15 protein-coding genes are annotated in these 18,150 nt (G+C 69.3%); 14 read left to right on the plus strand and 1 reads right to left on the minus strand.

Annotation, left to right across the window (positions count from 1 at the left end):
• Positions 1-376: 376 nt before the first annotated feature.
• The 6 genes from QQS16_RS32010 to QQS16_RS32035 all read left to right on the plus strand — a co-directional run bounded on the left by QQS16_RS32010 (position 377) and on the right by QQS16_RS32035 (position 8,619).
• Positions 377-1,888 (plus strand): sugar ABC transporter ATP-binding protein, encoded by a 1,512-nt coding sequence (locus QQS16_RS32010; RefSeq protein ID WP_286065539.1) that lies wholly within the window; start codon positions 377-379, stop codon positions 1,886-1,888.
• Positions 1,885-2,856, plus strand: coding sequence for an ABC transporter permease (locus QQS16_RS32015; protein WP_286065540.1), 972 nt, complete (start codon positions 1,885-1,887; stop codon positions 2,854-2,856). The genes QQS16_RS32010 and QQS16_RS32015 overlap by 4 nt, the downstream gene beginning before the upstream one ends.
• Position 2,857: 1 nt before the next feature.
• A complete protein-coding gene (locus QQS16_RS32020; protein WP_286065541.1) occupies positions 2,858-3,829 on the plus strand; it encodes an ABC transporter permease in 972 nt (323 codons plus the stop codon).
• A 22-nt stretch (positions 3,830-3,851) separates the two neighbouring features.
• Positions 3,852-5,024, plus strand: a complete 1,173-nt coding sequence (locus tag QQS16_RS32025; protein ID WP_286065542.1) for a substrate-binding domain-containing protein — start codon at positions 3,852-3,854, stop codon at positions 5,022-5,024.
• 4 nt (positions 5,025-5,028) lie between these two features.
• Positions 5,029-5,907 carry a sugar phosphate isomerase/epimerase family protein gene (locus tag QQS16_RS32030; RefSeq protein ID WP_286065543.1) on the plus strand — a complete coding sequence of 293 codons (879 nt, stop codon included), beginning with the start codon at positions 5,029-5,031 and terminating at the stop codon, positions 5,905-5,907.
• A 405-nt stretch (positions 5,908-6,312) separates the two neighbouring features.
• On the plus strand, positions 6,313-8,619 hold the full coding sequence (locus QQS16_RS32035) for an RICIN domain-containing protein (protein WP_286066523.1): 2,307 nt from the start codon (positions 6,313-6,315) through the stop codon (positions 8,617-8,619).
• A 480-nt stretch (positions 8,620-9,099) separates the two neighbouring features.
• Here QQS16_RS32035 and QQS16_RS32040 read toward each other — a convergent pair whose 3' ends face one another.
• On the minus strand, positions 9,100-9,870 hold the full coding sequence (locus QQS16_RS32040) for a FadR/GntR family transcriptional regulator (protein ID WP_286065544.1): 771 nt from the start codon (positions 9,868-9,870) through the stop codon (positions 9,100-9,102).
• Between the two features lie 158 nt (positions 9,871-10,028).
• Between QQS16_RS32040 and QQS16_RS32045 the strand changes: the two genes are divergently transcribed.
• The 8 genes from QQS16_RS32045 to QQS16_RS32080 all read left to right on the plus strand — a co-directional run bounded on the left by QQS16_RS32045 (position 10,029) and on the right by QQS16_RS32080 (position 18,056).
• Complete coding sequence (locus QQS16_RS32045; RefSeq protein ID WP_286065545.1) at positions 10,029-11,300, plus strand: ABC transporter substrate-binding protein; 1,272 nt, start codon at positions 10,029-10,031, stop codon at positions 11,298-11,300.
• A 184-nt stretch (positions 11,301-11,484) separates the two neighbouring features.
• A complete protein-coding gene (locus QQS16_RS32050) occupies positions 11,485-12,285 on the plus strand; it encodes a carbohydrate ABC transporter permease (protein ID WP_353479734.1) in 801 nt (266 codons plus the stop codon).
• The gene (locus QQS16_RS32055; protein WP_286065547.1) at positions 12,285-13,112 is read left to right on the plus strand and encodes a carbohydrate ABC transporter permease; all 828 of its coding nucleotides are present in this window, start codon (positions 12,285-12,287) and stop codon (positions 13,110-13,112) included. The genes QQS16_RS32050 and QQS16_RS32055 overlap by 1 nt, the downstream gene beginning before the upstream one ends.
• A 3-nt stretch (positions 13,113-13,115) precedes the next feature.
• Entirely contained in the window at positions 13,116-14,321 is a 1,206-nt protein-coding gene (locus tag QQS16_RS32060; RefSeq protein ID WP_286065548.1) for a mandelate racemase/muconate lactonizing enzyme family protein, read from the plus strand.
• Positions 14,318-14,902 carry an SDR family oxidoreductase gene (locus QQS16_RS32065; protein ID WP_286065549.1) on the plus strand — a complete coding sequence of 195 codons (585 nt, stop codon included), beginning with the start codon at positions 14,318-14,320 and terminating at the stop codon, positions 14,900-14,902. Before QQS16_RS32060 ends, QQS16_RS32065 begins: the two co-directional genes overlap by 4 nt.
• A 113-nt stretch (positions 14,903-15,015) precedes the next feature.
• Positions 15,016-15,915 carry an RNA polymerase sigma factor gene (locus QQS16_RS32070; protein ID WP_286065550.1) on the plus strand — a complete coding sequence of 300 codons (900 nt, stop codon included), beginning with the start codon at positions 15,016-15,018 and terminating at the stop codon, positions 15,913-15,915.
• 379 nt (positions 15,916-16,294) lie between these two features.
• On the plus strand, positions 16,295-17,725 hold the full coding sequence (locus QQS16_RS32075; protein ID WP_286065551.1) for an endo-1,4-beta-xylanase: 1,431 nt from the start codon (positions 16,295-16,297) through the stop codon (positions 17,723-17,725).
• Between the two features lie 208 nt (positions 17,726-17,933).
• Positions 17,934-18,056 carry a hypothetical protein gene (locus tag QQS16_RS32080; protein WP_286065552.1) on the plus strand — a complete coding sequence of 41 codons (123 nt, stop codon included), beginning with the start codon at positions 17,934-17,936 and terminating at the stop codon, positions 18,054-18,056.
• Positions 18,057-18,150 lie beyond the last annotated feature (94 nt).

Genomic DNA, 18,150 nt, shown 5'->3' on the forward strand with positions numbered 1-18,150 from the left:
GTGGTTCGGCGCGCGACTGTCGTCGGGCCGATTCCATAACACATTTCGCGCATCAGCCGTCGTGGTTCGACGCGCGACTGTGGACGGGCCGATTCGATAACAGATTTTGGCGTATCAATCGCTGTCGACCGATCGCCGGTCCACATTGAGCAGGTCGAACGGCGAACGTCCTCCTGTGATGTCCGTTGGTATTGCCAGGCGCTCATCGAGGCATTTACCCTCGGGGCCGCGAAGTCGCCATCGCGGCCGGCGAAAGTTCGCGGCTATTCGACGACAGCTCGCGGGCGGGAGCTGTCATTCCACGCCGGCCGTACCCAAACGATTCAGCTATCGGTGACTCAATCCTGCTGACGACGCGAATGTAGAGGGTCCCACGATGTCTGGCCTGCTGCCGTCGCCGCTGCTCGCTCTGCGAGGCATCGGCAAGTCGTTCCTCGGCGTGCCGGTGCTCGACGGCGTCGACCTCCAGGTCCGGCCGGGCGAGGTGCACGCGGTCGTCGGCGAGAACGGCGCCGGCAAGTCCACGCTCATGAAGGTGGTGTCCGGCGTCCACCAGCCCGACGAGGGAACGGTTGAGTTCGCCGGCGCCCCGCGGACGTTCCGCAGCCCGCGTGAGGCCCAACAGGCCGGTATCGGCATCGTCTACCAGGAGCTGACCCTGCTGCCCGAGCGCACCGTCGCGGAGAACGTCTGTCTGGGCCGCGAGCCCCTGCGCCGCGGGCTCGTCGACCGTAGGGCGATGCTCAGCCACACCGCGGGGCTCCTCGCCTCGGTCGGGGAGGGCTCGTTACCGCCCGACACGCGCGTGGGACGACTCGGAGTGGCGCAACAGCAGGTGGTCGAGATCGTCAAGGCGCTCGCCCTCGACGCGCGGCTGCTCATCATGGACGAGCCCACCGCGGCTCTCGCCGACCACGAAGTCGACCAGCTCTACGCGCTCGTACGGCGGCTGCAGGAGCACGGGATGGGCGTGCTGTACGTCTCGCACCGCCTCAAGGAGGTCTTCGACCTGTCCAGCCGGATCACCGTGCTCAAGGACGGCCGGGCGGTGGCCACCGTGAACACCGCGGACACCAGCGCCGATCAGCTGGTGCGCCACATGGTCGGCCGCGAGCTGTCGAGCTACTACCCCGACCCGGCGAAGCCGCAGGAGCTGGGCCCGGTGCGGCTGACCGTCCGCGACGGAGGCAACCGGAAGCTGCGCGGCATCGACCTACGGCTGCGCGCCGGCGAGGTGCTCGGCGTCGGCGGCCTGCAGGGCTCCGGCCGGTCGGCGTTGGCCCGCGCACTGTTCGGCGCCGCACCGTTCAGCACCGGCCGGGTGACCGTCGACGGAGCGCCGGTCCGGCTGCGCTCGCCCCGCGCCGCGATGCGGGCCGGTATCGCCTACGTCTCCGAGGACCGCAAGGGCGAGGGGATCGTCGCCGAGCAGTCGGTGCTCGACAACGCGCTGTTGGCCGGCCGCGCCGTCCGCCCGGGCCGGCTCGGCCGCGGTGCCCGGACCGCGCGGGTCCGGGAACTGCTCGCGGCCGTCGAGCTTCGCGCCGCGGGGGAGGACCAGGAGATCCGTTTCCTGTCCGGGGGCAACCAGCAGAAGGTCGTGCTGGCCAGGTGGCTCGCGCTCGCCCCGAGGATCCTGCTCTTCGACGAGCCGACCCGGGGCATCGACGTGGGCGCCAAGGCGGCGATCCACGATCTCGTCCGCCGGCTGGCCCGCGACGGCGCCGCCGTGCTGATGGTCTCGTCCGAGCTGCCCGAGCTGCTCGGCATGAGCGACCGGATCATCGTCATGCGCGACGGCCGGATCGCCGGCGAGTTACCCGGCGGCGCGACGGAGGAGGATGTCGTCGCCCTGGCGGTCGGCACCGTGGGGGAGGCGGCCGGATGAGCGGCGCGCTGTCCCTGCCGGCCCGGCGGACCCCGCCGGGCGTGTTCGTCGCCCTGGTCCTCACCCTGACGATCGGTTGGCTCGTCGTCGCGGTCGATGGCGGCCGGCTGTTCAGCCTGCCGACGACGGTGAGCCTGCTGCACGTCGCCGCCGGTCTGGGCCTCGTCGCGGTCGGCCAGACGCTGGTCATCGTCGGGGGCTCGCTGGACCTGTCCGTGGCGTACGTGGTCAGCCTGAGCACCCTCGTCGCCGCCGAGACCATGGCCGGTGACGACGGCGCGCTGCTGCCGGCGATCGGCCTGACACTCGCGGTCAGCGGCGCGATCGGCCTCGTCAACGGCCTGCTCGTCACCACGGCGCGGATCAACCCCTTCATCGCGACCGTCGGCGTCGCACTGCTGCTGAAGGGATACCTCGACAACGGATACGACGGCCCGGCCGGCAAGACCGCACCCGCCCTGGTGCAGGGCCTCGGGTACCAGCGCGTCGGCCCGGTGCCGCTGTCGTTCCTGCTGCTGCTCGCCGTCGCCGCCGCGGCCTGGTTCGTGCTGGCGCGCACCCGCTTCGGCCACCACCTGCTCGCCGTGGGCGGTGACCCGGAGGTCGCCCGGCTCTCCGGCGTGCGGGGCAGCCGGGTCCTCGTCACCGCCCATGTGCTGTGCGCCCTCTGCGCCGGCCTCGCCGGGATCTACCTCGCCAGTCGGCTCGGCGCCGGCGCACCGAGGGTGGGCACCGAGGGACTGTACGACCTGGAGTCGATCGCCGCGGTGGTGCTCGGCGGCACCGCCCTGGCCGGCGGGCGCGGCGGCGTCGCCGGCACGGTCGGCGGCGTGCTGCTGCTCGCGAGCATCGACGCCATCTTCAACCAGCTCGAGGTCGACGCGTTCTTCAAGCAGGTGATCCGTGGCGTGATCATCATCGCGGCGGTCGCCGTCTACGCCCGCCGGGCGATGCGAAAGGCGTCATAGCATGCGGATCGCGCGCCCTCTGCGGCTCCTTGAGTTCCGCTCCGGCGGTCTCGCACCGATCATCGTGATCCTGGCGGTGTTGCTGGTCCTGCTGACCGCCCGCCAACCGGACTTCCTCTCGCCGCCGTCGCTGATGTCGTTCCTCGGCCGCTCCGCGCCGATCATCCTGCTCGCCGCCGGCCAGTACTTCGTGATCGTCTCCGGCGAGTTGGACCTGTCCGTCGGCTCCCTGGTCACCGCGCAGGTGGTCATCGCCGCCCGGCTGATCGACGGCGATCCGTCGGCCGGCTGGCCTGTCGTCGTGCTCCTGCTCGCGTTCGGCATCGCCGTCGGCCTCGTCAACGGCCTCGTCACCACGCGGCTGCGGGTGCCGTCGTTCATCACGACCCTCGGGATGTACCTGATCCTCGTGGGTGCCGTGTACCTGTGGTCCGACGGTGCCCCGAAGGGCGGCCTCTCCGAGGAGTTCCGCCGGCTCGGCCGGTCGGCGTTCGAGGACGTGCCCGCGCTGGGCCGGATACCGTACGCCCTGGTCGTCCTGCTGGCGGTAGCCGCTCTGGCGCTGGTGCTGACGCGTTCGGACTTCGGCCGCACCCTGGTCGCCGTCGGCGGCAACCCGCGGACCGCCGAGCTGAGCGGCGTGCGCGTGTGGCGCGCCAAGACCATGGCGTTCGTCCTCAGCGGACTCGCCGCCACGCTCGCGGCGGTCCTCATCGGCGGGTACAGCGGAGTGTCGTTCCAGGCCGGCGCCGGCCTGGAGTTCGGCGCGATCACCGCGGCGGTCCTCGGCGGTGTCGCTCTGGGCGGGGGCCGCGGTTCGGTCGTCGGCGCGATGCTGGGCGCGCTGACCCTCGAGACGCTCTTCACGCTCATGAACTTCTACGGCGTCTCCGGCGCCCTCAAACCGGCCGTCCAGGGCGCGATCATTCTGCTCGCCGTGGCGGCGGCGTCCTTCCGTTTCCCGTCCAGATAAAGGGGCTTCAGTGAGGCATTCCATGACGGTGCTGGCCGTGAGCACCTTACTGGTGCTGGCCGGCTGCGCCACCGACGAGCCCACCACCGGCGCATCGGGTTCGCCCTCCGCGGGCACCGGGTCGGGCACCGGGAAGCAGTCGAAGTTCTTTGTGCGGGCCGACTACGACGAGCAGCTCGCGCTGCTGGACGCCGCGCCCACCGGGCCGGCCGGCAAGCCCTGGGAGCAGGCGCTCAAACCGGCGATGGTGGAGACCGCGAAGTTCACGAAGCCCGGACCGTACAAGATCTGCTTCTCCAACGCGGGGCTGAACAACCCCTGGCGCCAGGTCGGTTTCAAGACCATGCAGGCCGAGGTCGACACGCACCGCGGCCGGATCTCCGAGTTCGTCCACGTCGATGCCGAAGGCAAGGACCAGAAGCAGATCGCCGACATCAACGACCTGCTCGGCAAGGGCTGCCACGCGCTCATCGTCTCGCCGAACACCACCGCGACGCTCACCCCGGCCGTGGAGGCCGCCTGTCAGAAGGGCCTGCCGGTCATCGTCTTCGACCGCGGCGTCGACACGACCTGCCCGGTGACGTTCATCAACCCGATCGGCGGCTACGGATTCGGCCACGTCGCGGCGGAGTTCGTCACCCGGAAGATGAAGCGGGGTGGCAAGGTGCTCGCGCTGCGCATCCTGCCCGGCGTCGACGTGCTGGAGACCCGTTGGTCCGCGGCGAAGATCGCCTTCGACAAGGCGGGCGTCGACGTCGTCGGCGTCGAGTTCACCGACGGCGACCCGGCCAGGACGAAGAAGATCGTCAACGACTACATCCAGCGGTACGGCACGATCGACGGCGTCTGGATGGACGCCGGGGCGGTCGCGGGCGCGGCGGTCGAGGCGTTCGAGGACGCCGGCAAGCCCGTGCCGCCGATCAACGGCGAGGACCAGCTCGACTTCCTGAAGCTGTGGAAGGACAAGAAGCTCACGGCGATCGCCCCGACCTACCCGACCTACCAGTGGCGCACCCCGGTCATCGCCGCGCTGAAGATCCTCGACGGCGAGCAGGTGCCGAACCCGTGGAAGCTGCCACAGCCGACCATCACCCAGGACAACCTGGACGAGTACGTCGACGCCACCATGCCGCCGCTGCACTACGCGATGTGCGGCTGCACCGACCTGCCCGGTTACCCGCGGCGCTGGAAGTAGTGCGGTGTACACCATCGGTGTCAACCCGTGGGTCTGGGCCTCGCCGGTCGACGACGAGGCCATGGCCGAGCTGGTGCCGCGGATCGCCGCGTTCGGTTTCGACGCGGTCGAGCTGCCGATCGAGCAACCCGGCGACTGGGACCCGGCCCGCACCCGGGACCTGCTGGCGGCGTACGGCCTGCGCGCGGTCGGCGTCTGCGCGGTCACCTCGCCCGGACGTGACCTCGTGAACGCTCCGCCGGAGGCCGTCGCCTCCACCGTGGCGTACCTGAAAACGTGTGTGGACAGTGCGGTGGCCGTCGGCGCGCCCTGCGTCGGCGGCCCGGTCTACGCCGCGGTGGGGCGGACCTGGCGCATGTCACCGGTGGAGCGCGCGGCCTGCTACGCGGACGTCCGCCGCGCCCTGCGGCCGGTGGCCGACCACGCGGGGGAGCGGGGCGTGAGCATCGGCGTGGAGGCCCTCAACCGCTATGAGACGAGCGTCGTCAACACGGTCGAGCAGGCGGTGGAGCTGATCGACGGCCTGCCCGCGAACGTCGGTCTCATGATCGACACGTATCACATGAACATCGAGGAGGCCGACCCCTACGAGGCGCTCGTCACGGCTGGTCCGCACATCAAGCATGTCCAGGTCAGCGGCACCGACCGCGGCGCCCCGGGCGCCGACCACTTCGACTGGCCACGCTTCCTCGCCGGCCTGGCCACGACCGGCTACGGCGGCGCGGTGTGCATCGAGTCGTTCACCGCGCGGAACGAGGCCATCGCCACCGCGGCCTCGATCTGGCGGCCGCTTGCCCCGTCGCAGGACACCCTCGCCCGTGACGGGCTGTCCTACCTCCGCACTGTCCTCCGCGGACTGGAGAACGCTCCCTCGACCGGGTGAAAGGGGTCGCTTTGGTTTCCGAACGACGTCGTACGTCATGTGAATGGGCCCACGGGGAACCGCCCTGCGGTCCGACCGGTCCGTGCACCGACCGCCGGACAACTCGCCGACAGTACGGCGGTCGGTCGCCCTACGGTCCGACCGGTCCGTGCACCGACCGCCGGACAACTCGCCGACAGTACGGCGGTCGGCACCGAGCGAGGCGCAAGACCCACGCCCATGCCCACGCCCGTACATCGTGTTCCCTTCGCGAGTCCTCATCCCCCCACGCCGAGTAGCCCGGTCGCGCCGTCACCCCCTTCCGCCCGGGAACCGCCATAAGGAGAAGACGTGTTCACAGCTCTCACGATACGAAGGTGGCTTCGGGCCGCAGCCGCCGCAGTCGGTTTGACCGCGACCGCCGTGATGGCGTTCCCCGCGCCCGCATCCGCGGCTCCCCGCACTGTGTACGTCTCGCCGTCCGGCACCGGCACCGACTGTTCCAGCGCGCAGCCGTGCTCACTGACAGCCGCGCAGGCGGCGGTGCGATCGCTCAACGACGCCATGTCGGACGACATCGTGGTGCAGTTGGCCGACGGTGTGTACCGGCTGGACCGACCCTTGCGGCTGACGGCGGAGGACTCCGGCTCAGGCGGTCACAGGGTCGTGTGGCAGGCCGCCCCGTCGGCGCGTCCGGTGATCACCGGTGCCCGGGCGGTCACCGGCTGGTCGGTGGCCGACGGAGCCAGGAACATCTGGCGGGCCGACGTGCCCGCCGGTCTCGACGCCCGGCAGCTCTATGTCGACGGTGCCGTGGCCACTCGGGCACGCACACAGGTGAACAGGGCCGATTTCACGGCCTCCAGCGCCGGAATGAGGTTCTCGGGCGGTGCGCTGAGTTATCTGAACAACCTGGCCGACCAGAGCCGGGTCGAGGTGGAGAGCGTCAACTCCTTCACCGACCGGTACTCGCCGGTGCAGAGCATCAGTGGGAACTTCATCACGATGCAGCAGCCGGCGTGGAACAACAACAACTTCGGCTACGACACCCTCATGCGGCCGCACCGGGCCGGTCCGTTCTACCTGACCAACGCGTACGAGTTCCTGGACTCGCCCGGCGAGTGGTACCTCAACCCCACGGCCGGAGCCTTGTACTACATCCCCCTGGCCGGGCAGAACATGAGCAACGTCAGCGTGGAACTGCCGACGCTGCAGTCGCTGGTGAACCTCGGGGGCACGTACAGCGAGCCGGCGCACCACATCACGTTCAGCGGGATCACCTTCACCGGTACGAGCTGGCTGGGCCCCAGCAGCAACCAGGGTTACGTAGACCAGCAGACCGGCGGGTACATCGCCGGCAACTGGAGCTGGCCGAGCTTCGACTCCTGCCACAACGGCTGCACGCAGTTCGAGGCCGCCCGGCCACACTGGCTGCAGATGCCGTCCGCCGTGCAGATCTCCGCCGCCAACACCATCACCTTCAGCGACTCCCGGTTCGTCAACCTGGGCCAGACGGCCATCGGTATCGGCAACGACGCCAACGCGCACGCCAGCGGCGTCGGCCTGGGCGCCGCCGGCATCACGGTGACCCGGTCGGAGATCGCCCGGAGCTCAGCCGGTGGCATCCTCGTGGGCGGCGTGCGCGCCGACGCCCACCACCCCAGCGACCAGCGCATGGTCAACAGGGACATCACGATCAGCAACAACCGCATCCACGACCTGGGGGCGGACTACCGGGGCATCGTCTCTGTCCTGACCACGTACGTCACCAACAGCACCGTCGCCCAGAACGAGGTCTACAACATGCCGTACTCCGGCATGTCGATCGGGTACGGCTGGGGCGCCAACGACGCGGGCGGCAGCAGCCACTATGCCAACCGCGGCCTGTACAACTACCAGCCGCGCTACACGACGCCGACCACCGCGTCCAACAACCGGCTCATCGGCAACTACATCCACGATGTCATGCAGCAGATGAACGACGGTGGCTGCATCTACACGCTCGGATGGAACCCGAGCGCGCAGATCAGCCGGAACCACTGCCTGCGGACCAACGGATACTTCGGGACGTACTTCGACGAGGGCTCGAAGTACTACACGGTCACCAACAATGTCTTCTCGAACACCGGTACGTGGGCGACGGCCAACTACTGGGGTGGCGAGAACATGGGGAACTGGACCGTCACCAACAACTGGTCGACCAACGGCAGCACGAACGTGACCAACGGGGACCGCGGCAACGTGGTCTCCGGCAATGTCACGGTCACCAATGGCAACTGGCCGTCCGGCGCCCAGGCCGTGATGGCGTCCGCCGGACCGCAGGACACTCCTCCCACCCCACAGCCCACGGCTCAGCAGATCGTGGGCGCGCAGTCCGGCCGCTGCCTGACCGTCCCCGGCGCCGGCACCACCAACGGCACCCAGACCCAACTCGGGGACTGCACCGGCGCGGCCGGCCAGACCTGGACCTACACCGCCGGCAAACAACTGACCGTCTCCGGCGACAAGTGCCTCGACGCCAGCGGACGCGGCACCACCAACGGCACCGCCGTCGTCATCTGGGACTGCAACGGCCAGAACAACCAGCAGTGGAACGTCAACCCCAACGGCACCATCACCGGCGTCCATTCCGGACTGTGCCTCGACGCCAACGCCGGCGGCACCGCCAACGGCACCAGGATCACCCTCTGGTCCTGCCACGGCGGCACCAACCAGCAGTGGGCACTGCGATAGCGGAACCAACGCCCATCCGCTCCTTTGGGACAGGAGCGGATACCGGCGGTGGGGCCCGAGTGGGTGCGGGCCCCACCGCGCCTCGGTGGATCTGTGGACACCTACGGCTTTCGACCTGACCGGGGGCGTCCGCCACCGCGACGGTGCCGTACAGGCGATGAACCACCTCTTCGGCCGCAACGCCCTCAACCACTCCTACGTGGCCGGTCGGGGCGAGAAGAGCGGCCAGAACAGCACGGCCGCATCTTCGCCCGCCTGCTTGGTCCTGCCCCGCCGGACCCGCCGACGGGCTCGCCGGCCGGCGGCCCGAACGTCGAGATGCAGGACCCGCCCGCCAGCGGGCTGCACACCGATGTTCTGCTGTCTCGACCACATCGACTCGTGGTCGACGAACGAGGTGGCCGTCAACTGCCACCAGGAGATGACCACCTGCGCTGCGATGGCATCGGCCTCGCTCGCGGCAGGACCCGTCAACCCCCTCTAACGCAGCAGCCGGGTCGGCTCGTCCGGTCCGCTGCGGCGCACCACCCACGCCTCGGTGATGTGGGTGAACATCGCCTCGGCCGCACCCTTGGGGTCGTGCGCGGCGATCCGCTCGTAGATGCGCCGATGGCCGTGGTTGGACGCGACGCAGAAGGCACGGCCGGTTCGGCCCATGTAACGGGCGGAGTTGATGACCTGGCGCTCCAGCGAACGGACCACGGCACGGCCGATGCGGTTCCCCGACGCCTGCATGATGGTGTCGTGGAACGCCCGGTCCACTTCGTGGTACGAAGCGGGGTCGTCGACGAGCTCATCCATCCGCTCCACCAGACCGCGTAGCTGGTCGATCACCTCGGCGTTCGCCAGGCGGGCGGCGACGTTGACCATGTCGGACTCCAGCACGCGGCGGGTCGCGACGAGGTGATCGAGGATGGCCAGGCTCTCGTCTTCGGCGATGGTCGCGCCGAGGACCAGCTCGTCAAGCATGTTCCACATCGCCGGCGGGGTGACCATCGTGCCGGCGCCCTGGCGGACCTGCACGAGCCCCTTCTCCTGAAGTATCTTCACCGCCTCGCGGACCACGGTGCGGCTGACCGAGAAGATCTCGCAGAGCACGGGCTCGGAGGGGAGCGGCGAACCGGACGGATGGACTCCACGGACGATCCGCTCCACCAGCTCAGCCGTCACCGCGGCGGCAAGGTTCGCCGGGCGCCGGCTCCAGGCGGGGGCCTCGGAGGCCTCTGCGGATGACTGCGGTACTGCCGTCATGACACCCCCCGGGACCCGTGCCGGACCACGGATGCCCGCCTACTATACGGCATTCGGTTGACATCATACGTCATACGGGTTACATACGTCATACGAGTTGCGTTCCTCCTCAACCTCAATTGCCGGTCAGCCGGCCACCTCAGGAGAGCGGGGCAGCAATGAAGCAGCGAACACTGTGGTCGGCGAGCCTGGTTGCCGGGCTCGTTGTCTTAGCCGGCTGCGGAAGCGCCTCGGACCCGGATTCGGCGTCCGGTGGTTCGAAGGGCAAGCTCGTCGTCTGGGACTGGAAGTCCGGCGACGCCACAGCGTCCTCATACGTCAAGAAGGCCAAGGCCGACTTCGCCAAGCGGCATCCCGGCGTGACGGTCGAGTTCGTCGCGCAGCCGTTCGAGCAGTACTACACCCTGCTCGGGGCCGCCATCCAAGCCGGCAAGGGGCCGGACGTCATGCTCTTCAACGGCGGCGGGCAGATCCGCGACCGCGTGGACTCCCTTCTGCCGTTGGACGAGTACGTCCGTGATGACAGGAAGCGGCTGGCCGGGTGGGAGGCCTTCACCAAGGACAGCAAGACCTACGCCGCTCCGGTGACATTGCAAGGCCACCCGATCTACTACAACAAGTCGCTCTACCGGAAGGCAGGGCTGGACCCGGAGCAGCCTGCCGCCAGCTGGGACGAGTTCGTCGCCGACTGCCGGACCATCAGCAAGGCGACCGGTGCCAGGTGCTTCGCGCAGGGCAACAAGGAAGGCATCGGTATTCAGTTCTTCCTGTCCGGGCTCGGCTCGGGCGTCCTGTCGCCCACGGAGTACGACGACTGGATCGCCGGCGAACGAGACTGGTCCTCGCCGGCGGTCAAGCGGGTCTTCTCGCTCTGGAAAGAGGCCGACGACAAAGGCCTGAACAACGACGGGGCGAACTCGACGGCGATGTTCAACGACGCGTTCGCGGTGTTCCAGTCCCACAAGGCCGCCCACGTCATCGGGTTGATGTCGGACATCGGGCACTGGAAGGACTTCGCCGAGTTCCTCGACGCCGGCAATGTCGGCGTCATGAAGTCGCCGGTCGTCACGGCCGGCGCCACGCCGAGCCTTCCCTACGACGGCGGCATCGGCTACGCCGTCGCGAAGTGGACCAAGGACCCCGAGGTCGCCGCCGACCTGGTGCGCTCCCTGACCTCGACCGACGTACTGAAGTCGTTCTACGCCGACGCGGGCGCCATCGCGGCCGACCGCACCGTGGACGTCTCGAGCGGTGGCCCAGCCGTCGCCACCATCGTGTCCGAGATCGACCGTGGCAAGCCCGCCCTGCACGTGGCCCTGCCGTCCAAGACCGTAGACCTGATGGGGCGGTTGTCTCAGCAACTGCTGAGCGGATCGGTCACGGTCGACGCGGCGGTCAAGCAGCTCGCGGCGTCCGACCAAGCGGGCTGAGGCCATGTCACCCGATGGCGCGCCGGCCCGCGCTGCTCACGCAGGGCGGGCCGACGGGGCGCGAGCAGGTGAGGCGGTGGGTGGCCGCGGCCCCGCGTCGAAATCTCCGCGAGTCCGCAGCGGCCGGCGGGCCGAGCGCCTCGCCCCCTACGTCCTGGTCGCTCCCGCTGTCCTGATCATCGTGGTGCTCCGGCTCTGGCCACTGGGACTGGGTGTCAGCTTCTCCTTCACCGGTGACGGCGAACGCAACGGCGCCACGGTGGGGCTCGACAACTACGCGGAGCTCATCGACGACCCGCTGTTCCGCACCGCGCTGCGCAACGTCGGACTGCTGGTGCTGCTGCTGCCGGTCGCGGTCGCGATCCCGGGACTGCTCGCCACCTTCATCTACCTGCGGGTGCCGGGACACCGGTTCTTCCGGAGCGTCTACTTCTTCCCGGCTGTGCTCTCACCGGTGATCGTCGGCGCGATCTTCAACCTGCTCCTGGCCTTCGACGGTCCGCTGAACGCCGTGCTCGGCGGCTCAGGGGTCGGCCCGGTGGACTGGCTCGGCGATCCCGACGTAGCCATCTTCGCCGTCGTCGGCGTGCACATCTGGGCGACGTCAGGGATGGCGCTGGTGGTGTTCCTGGCCGGGTTCGCGACCCTGGACTCCGCACTTCTGGACGCCGCCCGGGTCGACGGCGCCTCGCTCGCGCGGATGATCTGGCACGTCATCGTCCCGGGTCTGGCCCGCACCATCCGGTTCGTCGTCGTCACCACGACGATAGGGATGCTGACCTCGATGTTCGGGCTGCTCTACGTCATGACCAGTGGTGGCCCGGAAGGGTCGACCTACCTGCCGGAGTACTACATCTGGGTCCAACAGGGGCAGATGAGCCGCCCGGCGCTCGCGTCGGCCGCGTCCACGGTCCTCTTCCTCATCATGCTGGCCGTGGGCCTGCTACAGGTCGGCCTGCTGCGCCGGGCGGGGAGGGAGGACTGATGTCTCGCCTGGGGCCGAGCAGATGGCTGGTCGCCGTGCCGATGGTGCTCCTCGCCCTGGCGACGATCTACCCGCTGCTGTTCACCGCCAACGTCGCGATGAAGACCCGCCGGGAGTACATCCTCGACCGGTTCTCCCTGGCAAGCACTCTCCAGTGGGACAACCTGAGCACCGCGTGGAACAGCGTCGGCATGGGGCGGTACTTCCTCAACTCCGTGATCGTGGTGGCCTGCGCCGTAGCGCTGTTACTGCTCATCGGGTCCATGGCCGGGTTCGCGCTGGCCCAGGTGCCCTTCCGTGGCTCGTCCGCGCTGGCCCTGGTCTGCCTCGCGGCACTGTTCATCCCGTTCCAGGTGATCATGGTGCCGCTCGCCAGGATCATGGCCGACGGCGGTCTCATCGACACCTATCCGGGGCTGATCCTCGCCTACGTCGCGCAGTTCCTGCCATTCACCGTCTTCTTGATGACGAGCTACTACCGAGCGGTGCCCACCGAGCTCGTCGACGCCGCACGGATCGACGGAAACACCCTGTACGGCGTCTACCGGCGCATCATGCTGCCGATGGGTGCTCCGGCACTGCTGTCGGTGGGCATCCTCGACGCGCTGTTCTGCTGGAACGACGTGCTCATCTCGCTGCTGATGATGCCGTCGGCCGACCATCGCACCCTGATGGTGGGCATCACCTCACTGCGCGGCCAGTACTCCGCCGACATCCCCACCTTCGCAGCCGGTGTCCTGATCGCCGGGCTACCCGTGTTGGTGACCTACCTGTTCCTGCAGCGCCAGATCGCTGACAGCGTGACGGCCGGCGCGACGAAAGGCTGACGCATGCGCATCACCGGGTACAGAACCCTGACGACGGCGCAGCACTGGGGCCGACCTGTCGGTGACGCCAACGGCGTCTACGCCGACGGCGTCATGCCCGTGCCAGTCGTCATCGTCGAGACCGATGAGGGGATCACCGGAGTCGGTCTGGGACCGCACGTGGAAGCCGAGGCGATTTTCGCCGCCATCGACGGCCAGGACCCGCGCGCGGTGACCGCCCTCTACGACCGCATGCTGCGGCACACCTTCAAAGCCGGGCATGCCGGCGTGGTGTTCGGCACGATCGGCGCGTTCGACACGGCGTTGTGGGACATCAAGGCACAGGCCGCGGGTGAGCCGCTGTGGCGGTTGCTCGGCGGCAACGACCGCGTGGTCCACGCCTACGCCTCCGGCCTGGACATCGGCCTCACCGACGACGAGCTCGTCGCCACCTACCAGGTCTATGCAGAACGCGGGCTGAGGGCGGCGAAGCTCAAGGGCGGCCTGGACATCGAGCGCGACCGGCACCGGTTGTCGCTCGTACGCGAGGTATTGACCGAGGCTGCGCACGGGACCCGGCCAGGACTCATGCTGGATGCGAACGAGTCCTGGAGCCGCAAGCAGGCGGTACGCCACGTCGGTGAATTGGAACGCACACTCGACCTGACCTGGATCGAGGAGCCGGTCCGGCGCTGGGACGCCGACGGCCTGGCCGCTGTGAGCCGTGGCGTACGGGCGGCGGTCGCCAGTGGGGAGAACCTCACCGGCCTCGAGCAGTTCCGCCCGCTGATCGCGGCGGGAGGCGTCGACATCGTCCAGACGGCCGCGGTCTGGGGAGTCACCCACTTCCTCCGTGTCGCCGCCCTGGCGCACGCCTACGACCTGCCGGTCAGCCCGATCGGCAACACGCCTGTCGCGTTGCTGCACGCCGCGACGTCGGTGCCCAACCACCTCGTCAGCGAACTGCAGGGCATGCAGCCGCCGATCGGCGTCGCGATGGACCTGCACGTCGAGGACGGCGCCTTTGTGCTCGGCGACACGCCGGGCCTGGGCATCCGGATCGACGAAACAACGGTGATGACCGCGACCCGTCAGCGAACGGCACACGCACCCGACGGACCGCACGTACGGCCGGAGCAGGCCGGCCGGCGGCTGCTCGCGGTCACCCCTGGACCAGGCCGGTCCACCGCGGAAGGGACGTTCGACACCATGGGGATGGAGGAGCGATGAAGGCGGTTGTCCACCGCGAGGCCCGCACCTTCGAGATCGAGAGCCGGGTCGCCGAGTCGCCGGCCCGTGACCAGGTGGCGATCGAGGTTGCCTGCACGCGGATCTGCGGCACTGATCCGCACATCCACCAGGGCGACATGGACGGCCGCGTCGGGTCCGCCGCGGTGATCGGCCACGAGATCTGCGGACGCGTCGGCGCCGTCGGCCAGAAGGCGACCGGCTGGACCCTCGGCCGACCGGTCACCGTCATGCCGAAGCGTCCGAGCTTCCAGGGCATCGACGTCCCCGGCCGCACGGCCTCGACATCGGGCGTCGCCGGCCTCACCAAGGCCCTGGCGGACGAGTGGGCCGGGCGCGGCGTCAACGTCAACGCCATCGCACCGGGCCACATCGCCACCGACGACACCGAGGCGTTACGCGCCGGCCCTCAGCCCAACCAGGCGATCCATGACCGGATCCCGGCCGGTCGCCGGGGACGCGCCGACGACCTCGCCGGGGCCACGGTGTTCCCCGCCCACCCGGCGTCGGACTACGTCAACGGCATCGCTCTTCCCGTTGATGGCGGATGGCTGGGGCGATGATGGGCCGCCACGTATTACCAGCCGGCCGCGCCCGAGCCGATCGCGCGTGCGAACCCGAGGGCGTGCGCGGCACCTGGGGCGGCCTTGCCCGAGGCAAGGTCTGCGGGCTCGTGATGCGAGCCGGCCGAGCCGACGAGACGAGCCTGGTCGTCGCCGCACAGGCCGGCGATCCACGAGCACTCGACGACCTGGCCGCGACGTACCTGCCACTGGTGTACGCGATCGTGCGCAGGGCACTGGGTGAGCTCGCGGACGTCGACGACGTGGTGCAGGAGACGATGCTGCGGGCACTTCCTGAGCTACGCACGTTGCGTGCCCCGGAGAGCTTCCGGCCCTGGCTGGCCAGGATCGCGACACGACAGATCAGCACCCATCTGCACCGGCGACAGGCGGACGCCGAACGGACGGCCCGCCTCGACGAGATGACCGAAACGCCGGACGCCGACGCCGAGAGCCTGGCCCTGATCCACGTCGAGCTGTCCGGTCATCGCCGAAAGACCGTACGCGCCAGTCGATGGCTCGACCCGGACGCCCGGGCGCTGCTGTCACTGTGGTGGCTGGAGACCGCGGGCCGGCTGACGAGGGCGGAGCTCGCGGCGGCGCTGGGAACGAGCGTGGCTCACGCGGGTGTGCGCATCCAGCGAATGCGCAACCAGCTGGAGCTGAGCCGGTCACTCGTCGCCGCGCTGGAAGCCAGCCCCCGGTGCCCACAGCTGATCGCCGCGCTGGAGGGCTGGGACGGCGTACCGAGCGCGCTGTGGCGTAAGCGCATCACCCGGCACACCCGATCCTGTGCGGACTGCGGCCGTGCCGCCGACGAACTGGTACCCCTTGAGCGGCTGATCGTCGCTTTGGCGCTGCTCCCCGCCCCGCCGGCGCGGTCGGCCACGGTGCTCAAACCCGCGCTCGCCGGGGCGACCGCGAATGCCGTCGTGATGGGAGCCGAGTCGGCCGAGGCCGGCTCCGGGCCGGTCGCCGGCGTCAAGGCTGGGTTACTCGGCCAACTCGCCTGAGGCCGCTCGCGTCCGGCGCCCAAGTCTTCGCGTTCGGCGGCGGGGCCGTGCTTTTCGGCACTACGGCGACTGCGACTGTTCAAACTGGCCGCCGATAACGAAAACCGCCGCGATTTACACGCGTCCGTCACCATAATTCGCCGCTAAAAAGAGTTATGAGGGGTGGTCGTCAATAGTCCCGCTACTCCGGTTAGTTGCACGACGGATTAGGCCCGCACATATCGACGGTTCCCTCTTGAATGGACCATGGCAATCTGTCAATCTTCTCATCGACGCGTAGCGTTCCTCATTTCTGACCTGTGAAAGCGGAAGCCAAAAACGATCTACGGATGCTGACGCTGACACGGTGAGGTGGCCCCGACTTCGAAAGGTGCCGGAGATGAACGAATTCGTGCACTCGGCTGGTCCGCCGCCGCGGCGGCCCCGGCCCCGGCTCCGGGCGATCCTGCCCCTGCTGTTGGCCGGGTTGGTCGCGGCCGGCACGGTGCCGCTGTTCATGGGCACCGCCAACGCGGGGTCCACATTGGGCGCGTCGGCGGCGGAGAAGGGCCGCTTCTTTGGCGCGGCGGTCGGAACGTACAAGTTCTCCGACAGCACCTACATGTCGGTCCTCAACCGCGAGTTCAACAGCGTCGTCGCCGAGAACGAGATGAAGTGGGACGCCACCGAGCCGCAGCGGGGCGTCTTCAACTACAGCGGCGGTGACCGCATCGTCAGCCATGCCCGGGCCAACGGCATGAGCATGCGCGGCCACACGCTGCTCTGGCACGCCCAGCAGCCCGGCTGGGCGCGGGGCCTGTCCGGCGGCGACCTGCGCAACGCCGCCATCAACCACGTGACGCAGGTGGCTACCCACTTCCGCGGGCAGATCCACTCCTGGGACGTGGTGAACGAGGCGTTCGCCGACGGCGGTAGCGGCGGTCGGCGTGACTCGAACCTGCAGCGCACCGGCGATGACTGGATCGAAGCGGCGTTCCGCGCCGCCCGCGCCGCCGACCCGGGCGCGAAGCTGTGTTACAACGACTACAACACCGACGGGATCAACCCCAAGTCCACCGGCATCTACACCATGGTGCGCGACTTCAAGGCGCGCGGCGTGCCGATCGACTGCGTCGGCTTCCAGTCCCACTTCGGCACCTCGATCCCCGGTGACTACCAGGCCAACCTGCAGCGCTTCGCCGACCTCGGCGTCGACGTGCAGATCACCGAGCTTGACGTCACGCAGGGGTCGAACCAGGCCAACATCTACGCCACGGTCACCCGCGCCTGCCTGGCGGTGTCGCGCTGCACCGGCATCACCGTGTGGGGTGTGCGGGACTGTGACTCGTGGCGCGGCTCTGAGAACGCCCTGCTGTTCGACTGCGCAGGTATGAAGAAGCCCGCCTACACGGCGGTCCTCGACGCGCTCAACGCCGGCCCGAGTCCGAACCCGACCACGTTCCGGCTGCGCAACGAGGGTTCGGGCCGGTGCCTGGACGTCGACGGCGGAAACGCGGCCAACGGCACACCGATGATCACCTGGGACTGCCACAGCAACGCCAACCAGCAGTTCACCCGGAACGGTGCGGCGCTGCAGGTGCTGGGCAAGTGCCTGAACGTCCCGCCCGACGCCGCCGCCGGCACGCGCGTGCAGATCCAGGACTGCACCGGAGGCGCGAGCCAGCAATGGGTCCTCAACAGCAACGGCACGATCCGCAACGGTCAGAACGGGTTGTGCCTGGATGTCAACGGCGCGAGCACCGCCAACGGCTCCGCGGTCATCGTGTGGAGCTGCCACGGCGGCGCCAACCAGCGCTGGGCAACAGCCTGAAGGCGAAGGAGTATCGCATGATGTCCACGCGCCAAGCGTCACCAGCCGGGCCGCCACCATCCGGCGCCGGCGGGCATCGCTTCAGACAGCGCCGCCGGCCATCGACGGTCGCCGCGGCCGTGGCGGTGCTGGTGGCCTTGCCTCGGTCGCGATCGGCGCCGGTTCAGCGTCGGCGGCGACTGCCGACCCGAGCGCGTGGTGCGTGCTGGTGAACCGCAACAGCGGCAAGGCGCTGGATGTGTATCGCCTCGCGACGAACGAGGGCGGACGGATCGTTCTCTCCCTGCCGTGGCGGATGGGGCTACTCACTCAGACCGACTCCACCTGCTGACAGGAGATCCGGGCGAAGCCGGGGAGCGAGGCTTCCAGGCGCCACGGCAGCGGCATGACGCTGACATGCTCGCTGCGCGAGCGATCTGGGAGGG

Origin of the sequence: Streptomyces sp. ALI-76-A, assembly GCF_030287445.1 — a bacterium.
Lineage (GTDB): Bacteria > Actinomycetota > Actinomycetes > Streptomycetales > Streptomycetaceae > Streptomyces.